Origin of the sequence: Flavobacterium plurextorum, assembly GCF_002217395.1 — a bacterium.
In the GTDB taxonomy this organism is placed as follows: Bacteria; Bacteroidota; Bacteroidia; order Flavobacteriales; family Flavobacteriaceae; genus Flavobacterium; species Flavobacterium plurextorum.
Genome location: NZ_MUHD01000064.1, coordinates 356 through 2,496, shown reverse-complemented (window position 1 = coordinate 2,496; position 2,141 = coordinate 356). Strand labels below are relative to the sequence as shown.

The 2,141-nt window shown below is 32.8% G+C and carries 1 protein-coding gene; it reads right to left on the bottom strand.

What is annotated here, in order from left to right:
• Positions 1-629: 629 nt before the first annotated feature.
• Entirely contained in the window at positions 630-1,937 is a 1,308-nt protein-coding gene (locus B0A81_RS21520; protein WP_089059922.1) for a site-specific integrase, read from the bottom strand.
• Positions 1,938-2,141 lie beyond the last annotated feature (204 nt).

The window sequence follows — 2,141 nt, the reverse complement described above, 5'->3', positions numbered from 1 at the left end:
AATTTGATTAAAAATCTTTCAATTTTGTCCAAATTGATATTTAATTAGGCATATTATTCGTATGAAGATGAAATATGGGAGAGAGTGTATAGTTAATTAGGGAGTAATAAATGTATTTGGTTATATGGTGCCGAGTTTTATTTTTTACTATAAAGTAAATCTTACAACCTTATGAGAGGTGCTTGAGTATGAATGTAAGTTTTTATGATAAAGTTTTTCAGGTAAAAAAAAAACATAGTATTATGACTTAAAGTTAAGTTCTCTTTTTGAGAGTTTAAAGAAGTATTGGAATTAATCATCGTGAAATTAAAGAGTAGAAGTAAAGAGAATATAAAATAAATTCGCTTCATAAGATGTAAAAAACAAAGAGGGAGATGACTATGATTTTTTAGAAGCAGAAAAGAAAAAGTAATAGAAAAGAGAAATTGCATTCTTTTTAGTTGTTGCATGTAAATATGCGGTCGATTTATAATGAATGTTTTAAACAGCTTTAGAGTTTTGGTTATTTAAAGTATAGCCTGTCCTATCATCCGGGTTATAAAAGTGAAGTTACGCGATGTAAAAAGAGGTTACCTCAAGAATTTTGAGATAACCTCTTTTGGAGTTTAATTGGTATCAGAGATCTAATATCAGGAAGTAATATTGTATTTTTTTTTAATTGCCTGGATTTCTTTTTCTAATCTGCTTAGAACTGCTAAGTCCGGCTTAGACATCTTTGATGCGGTTTTGTTCAGTTTTTTGTTAAGTAGAGACATTTCACGTCCAATGGTTGCCTGCTCAGTTATGGCATATGCTTCAGTCTGCTTTACTGACGCATGACCCAGCAGTTCTTTAACGACATTTATTGGAACATTGTTGTTTAGTGTCACTGTGCTTCCAAAGGTTCGACGTGCTATATGTGTATTTAATGTAAAAGGAAATCCGCAGAGGATTGCAATCTCTTTAAGATACTCATTCATTTTCTGATTAGAAGAAACAGGCAGTACAGTTCCGCGTTGAATACAAAGTGGATGCTCTTTATATTTCTCAATAATTTTAAGAGCCTGAGGAAGCAGTGGGATATTCGTGGTAGAATTGGTTTTTTGTCTCTCAGACATAATCCATAGGTTGTCATCTATGCCTTTTTTAATATCAGTTCTCTTCAATTGATAAGCATCAATGTAAGCAAGTCCCGTGTAACATTGAAATACAAATACATCTCTGACTACATTAAGCCTGTCGGTAGTAAAATAATGTCTCTCCAGTTCGTACAATTCCTGAGTGGTAAGAGGTTTCTTTACCATTTTAGTTTTTCGGCCTTTAAAATTCTTAAAAGGATCTTTATTGATAATTTCATTGTCGATTGCACGAATCACAATTTTTTTGAAATTGGCAATGTATTTAAGAGTAGTGTTATTGCTGCAGTCGCGGACTGTTCTGAGATAAAACTCAAAGTCTTTTATGAATTCGAGATTCAGATCCGTAAAATCTAAGTCCTCTTTTTTGAACTTAAATTTAATAAAAGCTGTTAAGTGATTTTTAGTAATGGTAAATCGGTCAAGAGTTCCTTTTGCATATCCTTTTCCAAGAAGTGCTCTCATTTCGTCATTGTGCTTTTGAAAGTCTTCCAGCACTTTAACTTTTGGAGTTACTCTTCCAAGAATATGATCCATAATTTTTTCAGCGGTTATGGATTTTCTGCTGTACATCATTTCGGTCTTGATTTCATTGATTTTTAGAGTCAGTGAATCTAGAAAGAAGTTTAAAGACTTTGCGTCTTCTTTAGTGCCGACTGCACGTTCGGCCTTTTGGTCCCATCTGGAATACTCCCATTTTCGCTTGGTAGATGCTTCCTTAGGAATACCGTTTACGGTTATTCTGAAATAAACCGTTCTAATTTTTTTGTCATTACTGGTTATTTTCATAAAGAAAACTAACCCAAAACTGTTCTCTAACATAATTCAGTCTTTTAGATTAATAAATGTAGAATTACAGCATCAAAAAAACAAGTCGTTAACCTCGTTAACCCCTGTGTTTATAAGGGATTACTTTGAATTCTGTGGCAGTTTTCCATGACGTTTGAAACTGCCACGATTTTGCCACAGAGATTTTGAGCAGTTTTAAAAAAAATGAAAAGCAGTATAAAAGAAAAAAACCTGCGA